The sequence below is a fragment of the Citrobacter sp. Cf088 genome (assembly GCF_030334295.1).
GTDB lineage: Bacteria > Pseudomonadota > Gammaproteobacteria > Enterobacterales > Enterobacteriaceae > Citrobacter > Citrobacter freundii.
Window position 1 is genome coordinate 20,892 of record NZ_JAOWEE010000041.1, and the last position, 6,609, is coordinate 27,500.

Genomic DNA, 6,609 nt, shown 5'->3' on the forward strand with positions numbered 1-6,609 from the left:
GGCTTAAAGAGAAGAACCGTCAGACCAGACGGTTACCGGGTACAAACCATTCCCGGCGTGAATTAAGCAGATCCTGCGCGCTCATGGCTTTTTTACCGGCAGGCTGCAAAGAGACGAGATTCAGGATGCCGTCGCCCGTTGCGACCTGAATACCCTGCTTTGTTGCCTCCAGAATGGTGCCTGGCGCAGCCTGGGTGTTTTCCGCAATAACCGAAGCTTGCCAGACTTTCACTGGTTGACCGTCGATTTCAAGCCAGCTCATTGGCCATGGGTTAAAGGCGCGGATGCAGCGTTCCAATTGAGCAGCCGAAAGCGACCAGTCGATACGGGCCTCTTCTTTGCTGAGTTTTTCTGCATGCGTAACCAGTGATTCATCTTGTACCACCGGGTTTATTGTGCCGGCAGCCAGCTGTTTTAGCGTTTCAATCAGCCCCTGCGGTCCCAAATCTGCCAGCTTATCGTATAACGAACCGCTGGTATCTTCCGCCGTAATCGGGCAAGACAGCTTAAGCAGCATATCTCCGGTGTCGAGGCCAACATCCATCTGCATGATGGTTACACCTGTTTCGGTGTCACCTGCCCACAGTGAGCGCTGGATCGGTGCTGCACCACGCCAGCGTGGAAGCAGGGAGCCGTGAACGTTGATACAACCCAGACGCGGCATTTCCAGTACGGTTTTTGGCAGAATCAGGCCATATGCCACCACCACCATCACGTCTGCGCGTAAATCAGCAACCAGCTGCTGGTTTTCCTGAGGGCGAAGAGAGACAGGTTGGAAAACCGGTATCCCTTTTTCTTCCGCCAGCACTTTGACCGGGCTGGGCATCAGCTTTTTACCGCGTCCCGCCGGGCGGTCCGGTTGGGTAAACACGCCAACGACGTTGTGTCCAGAAGACAACAGCGCGTCGAGATGACGCGCTGCAAAGTCAGGTGTACCCGCAAAAATAATACGTAGTGAGTCTGACACGTTGATTCTTGTCCTTAAGCTCGGGCGTTCAGGCGGTCGAGTTTTTCAACTTTCTGACGAATGCGTTGTTGCTTCAACGGAGACAGATAATCGATAAACAGTTTACCGACCAGGTGATCCATTTCATGTTGAATGCAGATAGCCAGCAGGCCATCGGCTTCCAGTTCAAAAGATTTGCCGTTGCGATCGAGCGCACGAATTTTTACTTTCTCTGCGCGTGGTACTAACGCACGCTGTTCAGGAATCGACAGGCAGCCTTCTTCAATACCGGTTTCGCCGTCTTTTTCCAGCAGCTCTGGGTTAATGAGAACCAACTGCTCGTCGCGGTTTTCAGAGACATCAATAACGATGATGCGCTGATGAATATCGACCTGTGTTGCTGCCAGACCGATACCTTCTTCGGCATACATCGTTTCGAACATATCATCAACGATGCGCTGAATTTCTGCATTCACTTCTTCGACCGGTTTTGCGACTTTGCGAAGGCGCTCGTCCGGAATATGTAACACTTGCAAAACTGACATAGTTATCCAGAGTTGTGTTCAGGAGTTGAAAAGATTATTACCTCTATTCTAGACAAAACCCCCTCTGATTGACAGCATCAGTGACCAATCGCAAAGATTGCCAGGACTGCTTGTGGCAGGGGGGGACAAGGATGACCCAAATCGAAATTTGGCTACGTTTAGCGCAAGTGAATGAACTGTATGGTGATGAGATGGTGCGCATTGCCCACTGGCTCAATACTCAACCGTCGATTAGCAACGCGGTACTCCTGCAGGCAGGATTCTCTCCACGCCAGGCAAGGCGCTTTTTAACCTTTTCGGATCTGACGCTGGAAAAAACGCTGCGCTGGCTTGAACAGCCTAACCACCATTTTGTGGTTGCAGACAGTGAGCATTACCCGCCACAGCTCCGTGCGATTGAGGATTATCCTGGGGTGCTTTTTGTCGCAGGAAATCCCGCATGTCTTCGCTCATTCCAGGTGGCCGTTGTCGGCAGCAGACAGCACTCCTGGTATGGCGAACGCTGGGGGCGATTGTTTTGTGAAAAGCTTGCTGCATGTGGTGTGACGATCACCAGCGGTCTGGCCCGGGGAATTGATGGTGTGGCACACAGTGCTGCGATAAACCGACAAGGCACAAGTATTGCAGTGCTGGGAAATGGACTTGAGACCATTCACCCACGACAGCATATCCGTCTTGCTCAGCGACTGATTGAGGCAGGTGGTGCACTGGTGTCTGAGTTCCCATTAGATACGCTCCCTTTGCCACGCAATTTTCCCCGACGAAATCGCATTATCAGTGGTCTAAGTAAAGGTGTACTGGTCGTCGAAGCTGCACAGCGTAGCGGGTCACTGGTTACTGCTCGCTGTGCACTGGAACAAGGGCGGGAGGTGTTTGCTTTGCCAGGGCCGATTGGGAGCCCGGGAAGTGAAGGCCCGCATTGGCTAATTCAGCAGGGAGCCATGCTTGTGACGACACCAGAGGAAATTCTTGAAAATTTGCAATATGGGCTGCAATGGTTGCCAGATGAACCTGAAAAATCAATTTATTCGCCAGATCACGAAGAGGTGGCATTGCCATTTCCGGAGCTCCTGGCTAACGTAGGAGATGAGGTAACACCTGTTGACGTCGTCGCTGAACGTGCCGGCCAACCTGTGCCAGAGGTAGTGGCTCAACTGCTCGAACTGGAGTTAGCAGGGTGGATCGCAGCTGTACCCGGCGGCTATGTCCGATTGAGGAGGGCATGCCATGTTCGACGTACTAATGTATTTGTTTGAGACATATATCCATAACGAAGCTGAGCTGCGTGTGGATCAGGACAAACTGGAACGGGATCTTACCGACGCTGGTTTTGATCGTGAAGACATTTACAACGCGTTACTTTGGCTGGAAAAGCTTGCTGACTATCAGGATGGCCTTGCTGAACCTATGCAACTGGCATCTGACCCTCTTTCTATACGTATTTATACTGCGGAAGAGTGCGATCGGCTGGATGCAAGCTGTAGAGGATTCCTGCTATTCCTGGAGCAGATTCAGGTGCTAAACCTCGAAACGCGAGAAATGGTCATTGAGCGTGTACTCGCGCTGGATACGGCAGAGTTCGATCTGGAAGACCTGAAGTGGGTAATCCTGATGGTGCTATTCAACATTCCAGGTTGTGAAAATGCCTATCAGCAAATGGAAGAATTACTCTTTGAAGTGAATGAAGGTATGCTGCATTAATCAATCTTCATTCAGTATGAGTTGTTATGGCTAAATCAGCACTGTTCACGGTGCGTAAAAATGAGCCCTGCCCACAATGCGGGGCTGAATTGGTTATTCGTTCCGGGAAACACGGTCCGTTTCTCGGTTGTTCACACTATCCAGAATGCGATTACATCCGTCCGCTGAAATCTTCCGCGGACGGACATATTGTCAAAGTTCTGGAGGGTAAGCTTTGTCCTGCATGTGGCGCTGAGCTGGTGCTGAGACAGGGACGATTCGGTATGTTCATTGGATGCAGTGACTATCCTGCGTGCGATCACACCGAGCTCATCGACAAGCCTGATGAAACAGCAATAGTCTGTCCTCAATGCCAGACTGGTCATCTTGTCCAGCGGCGTTCCCGTTATGGCAAAACCTTCTACTCCTGCGAGCGCTATCCGGAGTGCCAGTTTGTCATTAACTTCAAACCGTTATCCGGAGAATGTCCTGAGTGTCATTATCCGCTTCTCATCGAAAAGAAAACCGCGCAGGGTGTGAAGCATTTCTGTGCCAGTAAACAATGTGGAAAGCCGATTTCGGCGGAATAAAAAAGTGAATAATAACCTGCCCACAGACGCTATCGCTGCGGCGATAGCGGTTCTGAAACAAGAAAAAGTCATCGCCTATCCAACTGAAGCTGTTTTCGGTGTCGGTTGCGATCCCGACAGCGAAACGGCTGTTACCCGTCTGTTAGAGTTAAAACAACGCCCAGTCGATAAAGGTTTAATTTTGATTGCGGCAAGCTTTGACCAGCTTAAACCCTATATCGACGATAGCATGCTCACCGAGGCCCAACGTGAGGCTGTGTTCGCCCGCTGGCCTGGGCCTGTTACTTTCGTTTTCCCGGCGCCCGCGACTACGCCTCGTTGGTTGACCGGTCGTTTTGACTCGCTGGCCGTGCGTGTCACCGATCATCCGCTGGTGGTTGCATTGTGCCAGGCTTATGGCAAACCATTAGTCTCTACCAGTGCTAATCTGAGTGGCTTACCGCCTTGCAGAACGGTTGAGGAAGTCCGTGCGCAGTTTGGTACAGACTTTCCTGTGGTTGAGGGGGAGACCGGAGGCCGTTTGAATCCTTCGGAGATCCGTGATGCTCTGACGGGTGAACAGTTTCGACAGGGGTAATATGAAAGAAGCCTATGCTGTTTTTGGTAATCCGATAGCGCACAGTAAATCGCCCTTTATTCATCAGCAATTTGCAGAGCAGTTGAAGATTGATCATTCCTATGGGCGTGTACTGGCGCCCATCAATGATTTTGTGAATACACTGAACGCTTTTTTTGCTGAGGGCGGGAAGGGGGCAAATGTCACTGTGCCTTTTAAAGAAGAGGCGTTTGCACGTGCTGATGAACTAACGGAGCGGGCATCGCTTGCTGGAGCGGTCAACACCCTTAAACGGCTGGAGGATGGGCGTTTACTGGGAGACAACACGGATGGTATCGGCTTATTAAGCGATCTTGAGCGTTTATCTTTCATTCATCCCGGATCGCGAGTTCTGCTGATTGGTGCGGGTGGTGCATCCCGTGGAGTTTTATTACCTCTTCTTTCTATGGATTGTGCGGTGACTATTGTTAACCGTACCGCTTCGCGCGCTGAAGAACTGGCACAAATATTCTCCCACACCGGCAGCGTGCAGGCGGTGGGAATGGACGATCTTGATAATTGCAGTTTTGATTTGATCATCAATGCCACATCCAGCGGAATGAGCGGTGAGATACCAGCTATTCCAGCATCTCTTATCCACCCTTCGGTCTATTGTTATGACATGTTTTATCAGAAAGGGAACACACCGTTTCTTTCCTGGTGTGTTTCGCATGGGGCGAAACATTATGCCGATGGCCTGGGGATGCTGGTGGGGCAGGCTGCGCATGCAGTTTTACTTTGGCATGGCGTTTTGCCACAGGTGGAGCCTGTCATAAAAAGCATGCAACAGGAATTGTCGGCATGAATCAGGCGATCCAGTTTCCCGATCGGGAAGAATGGTGCACGGATGTTAACGCCGTTGTGTTTCCAGTGATGGTTCATGGTATGCAGTTAACATGTGCCATATCTGGAGAGATTATGGCGTCCCGCTTTGGCGGCGACACGCCTGAGCAGTGGTTGGAAATATTTCAACAGCATCGCTGGGATCTGGAAGAAGAAGCTGAAGCATTGATCCAGGCCCAGCAGGAAGATGCTCAAGGTTGGGTGTGGTTACTCTGACTTAAATACTCGTCTTTCCACTTAACATAGTTGTTAGCTGAATATTGTAAGCCTGCTTTCTCTTCATCGCTTAATGGACGGATTTGCTTAACCGGGCTTCCCAGGTACAGATATCCGCTTTCCAGGCGCTTGTTTTGTGGAACCAGGCTACCAGCCCCAATCATAACGTCGTCTTCTACGACTACGCCATCCAGCAGAATCGATCCCATGCCGACTAATACACGGTTGCCAATGATACAGCCGTGTAGCATGACTTTATGACCAACCGTAACGTCCTCACCCACGATCAGTGGATTACCCTGCGGATTAGACGTGGATTTATGCGTGACATGGAGAACGCTGCCGTCCTGGATGTTTGTACGGGCACCAATTTGTACATAGTTAACGTCGCCACGAATGGCAACCAGTGGCCAAATTCCGACATCATCAGCTAAACGAGCATCACCAATGACGACACTACTGGTGTCGATCATCACGCGATTTCCGATCTGTGGGAAAAGATCCTTATAAGGACGCAGTACATCAGACATGTTTACCTCAACGAAAATAGAGCAGTAATGAAGACTTTGGTTGGATTATTGAGACTGTGCAAGTGGTTTAGCTATCAAAAATCAGTCAAATTGCGCAGGAATGTAGCGAAAGGAGTGAAAAACAAGCATTCAGAAAAAAAGATCCAAAAAATACTTGTGCTAAAAAATGGGATCCCTATAATGCGCCTCCATCGACACGGCGGATGTGAATCACTTCACGCAAACAGCCGGTTCGGTTGAAGAGAAAAACCTGAAAATGAGGGTTGACTCTGAAAGAGGAAAGCGTAATATACGCCACCTCGCGACAGAGCGCTAAAGCGCGTCGCAACTGCTCTTTAACAATTTATCAGACAATCTGTGTGGGCACTCGAAGATACGGATTCTTAACGTCGCAAGACGAAAAATGAATACCAAGTCTCTGAGTGAACATACGTAATTCATTACGAAGTTTAATTCACGAGCATCAAACTTAAATTGAAGAGTTTGATCATGGCTCAGATTGAACGCTGGCGGCAGGCCTAACACATGCAAGTCGAACGGTAGCACAGAGGAGCTTGCTCCTTGGGTGACGAGTGGCGGACGGGTGAGTAATGTCTGGGAAACTGCCCGATGGAGGGGGATAACTACTGGAAACGGTAGCTAATACCGCATAACGTCGCAAGAC

Annotated in this window: 9 protein-coding genes and 1 rRNA gene (1 of these 10 cut by a window edge); 7 read left to right on the plus strand and 3 right to left on the minus strand. The window is 50.2% G+C overall.

Annotated features, from left to right (window positions below; translation table 11 throughout):
• Positions 1 to 19 precede the first annotated feature (19 nt).
• Positions 20 to 967, minus strand: coding sequence for a methionyl-tRNA formyltransferase (gene fmt, locus OGV71_RS07605; protein WP_071697082.1), 948 nt, complete (start codon positions 965 to 967; stop codon positions 20 to 22).
• A gap of 14 nt (positions 968 to 981) precedes the next feature.
• A complete protein-coding gene (gene def, locus OGV71_RS07610) occupies positions 982 to 1,491 on the minus strand; it encodes a peptide deformylase (protein WP_003031159.1) in 510 nt (169 codons plus the stop codon).
• Positions 1,492 to 1,622: 131 nt separating this feature from the next.
• Here def and dprA point away from each other — a divergent pair, with 131 nt between their 5' ends.
• The 6 genes from dprA to OGV71_RS07640 are packed head-to-tail and all read left to right on the plus strand — an operon-like array spanning position 1,623 to position 5,415.
• Positions 1,623 to 2,747: a DNA-protecting protein DprA gene (gene dprA, locus OGV71_RS07615; RefSeq protein WP_003842154.1), complete on the plus strand. Its 1,125-nt coding sequence runs from the start codon at positions 1,623 to 1,625 to the stop codon at positions 2,745 to 2,747.
• Entirely contained in the window at positions 2,719 to 3,192 is a 474-nt protein-coding gene (gene smg / locus OGV71_RS07620; RefSeq protein WP_003031162.1) for a DUF494 family protein Smg, read from the plus strand. The genes dprA and smg overlap by 29 nt, the downstream gene beginning before the upstream one ends.
• 26 nt (positions 3,193 to 3,218) lie before the next feature.
• Entirely contained in the window at positions 3,219 to 3,761 is a 543-nt protein-coding gene (locus OGV71_RS07625; protein WP_071667470.1) for a DNA topoisomerase family protein, read from the plus strand.
• Between the two features lie 4 nt (positions 3,762 to 3,765).
• Positions 3,766 to 4,338 (plus strand): L-threonylcarbamoyladenylate synthase type 1 TsaC, encoded by a 573-nt coding sequence (gene tsaC / locus OGV71_RS07630; RefSeq protein ID WP_003031166.1) that lies wholly within the window; start codon positions 3,766 to 3,768, stop codon positions 4,336 to 4,338.
• A 1-nt stretch (position 4,339) separates the two neighbouring features.
• Positions 4,340 to 5,161 carry a shikimate dehydrogenase gene (gene aroE / locus OGV71_RS07635; protein WP_032938694.1) on the plus strand — a complete coding sequence of 274 codons (822 nt, stop codon included), beginning with the start codon at positions 4,340 to 4,342 and terminating at the stop codon, positions 5,159 to 5,161.
• Complete coding sequence (locus OGV71_RS07640) at positions 5,158 to 5,415, plus strand: DUF1488 family protein (protein ID WP_086504620.1); 258 nt, start codon at positions 5,158 to 5,160, stop codon at positions 5,413 to 5,415. The genes aroE and OGV71_RS07640 overlap by 4 nt, the downstream gene beginning before the upstream one ends.
• Here OGV71_RS07640 and OGV71_RS07645 read toward each other — a convergent pair.
• Positions 5,391 to 5,945, minus strand: coding sequence for a gamma carbonic anhydrase family protein (locus tag OGV71_RS07645; RefSeq protein ID WP_003031171.1), 555 nt, complete (start codon positions 5,943 to 5,945; stop codon positions 5,391 to 5,393). The two genes, OGV71_RS07640 and OGV71_RS07645, sit on opposite strands and share 25 nt — an antisense overlap.
• Before the next feature lie 471 nt (positions 5,946 to 6,416).
• On the opposite strand from OGV71_RS07645, the gene OGV71_RS07650 reads away from it, so the two are divergent.
• Positions 6,417 to 6,609, plus strand: a 16S ribosomal RNA gene (locus OGV71_RS07650) (it continues 1,349 nt past the right edge of the window).